A 1025-nucleotide genomic window follows, 5' to 3' on the forward strand; every position below is an offset into this window, starting at 1 on the left:
CAGTGGGGGATTTGGGCGGCTCTTTTTTGGCGGCTTCGGCAGCTTTTTCAGCCGCTTGCTTTTTTGCAGCGGCCTGCTCGGCAGCCTGACGCTCAGCTTCTGCTTGACGTTTGGCTTCTGCTTGTTGCTTTGCTTGTTCCGCTTGCTGTTGTCGCTGTGCCAATTCTTTGGCGGCTTGTTGCTCTTTGAGAGCGGCTTGACGTTTGGCTTCTTGCTGCTGGGCAGTTTTTAATTTTTCGGCTGCGGCGGCTTGCGCCGTATTGCTATCAGCGCTTTCAGAACTTTCCGTACCTTCAAGGCTTGCTGTCGCCGAAGCGGTATCGTCTTTTTTCTTAGCCGCGGCGCTGTCGCTATCGTCAGCAGCGGTAGTATTTGTTATATATTGCTGGCTTTCTGCGCGCGCCTTGGCCAGTGCTTCAGCTTCAGCGGCTTCTTGCTCAAGCAAAAACTGCTGAGCACGTCTTTCTTGCTCTGCGACGCGAGCGGCGCGCTCTTTTTGTTTTTGTGCCAAGATGCGTTTTTCTGTTTCGATGTCCGTTGTCAATGGTGGCTGCGTGGTTTGCTCAGTGCTTGAGCTTTCGACCATCGCTGAGGTCGGCGCAGGCTGACTATTATCGCCGATTTGTTGCACCATAGCGTATAGCATCACGCTACCGCCGATAATCATCCCAATGCCCAATAAGGCTTGTCTCGAAAAGTTCATCCGTTTACGTCTCTTAGTTGGTAATAAGGTTGATTGAGCGGCGCAGCTATCGCTTTAAGACCTTGGCGGGCAAGGCTCTACAAGTTTACCCATCCGTCAGTTTTTTGGCGTTATACGCTATATTTCAATCACTTTGATTATAAAGCATATTTTTCGCGCTGTCTGCTATCACACTTGTGCTAAGCGTAACACGAAAGCAAAGCCCTTTTATAGTTAGCTAAATGTAAAACTGTTATGGATTTAAACGCGCTACTGGTATAAATTTTCCTTGCGTGCTGCGTTCCCAGAGGCTGCGCAACCTACGTTTAAAAACAGCATCCCA

1 pseudogene is annotated in these 1025 nt (G+C 49.7%); it reads right to left on the reverse strand.

The window, feature by feature from the left end:
• A pseudogene (locus NK638_RS12260) lies at positions 1 to 703 on the reverse strand (peptigoglycan-binding protein LysM); the annotation flags it as partial.
• Positions 704 to 1025: the final 322 nt, after the last annotated feature.

The organism is Psychrobacter sp. A3, assembly GCF_028823565.1.
Classification (GTDB): Bacteria; Pseudomonadota; Gammaproteobacteria; order Pseudomonadales; family Moraxellaceae; genus Psychrobacter; species Psychrobacter celer.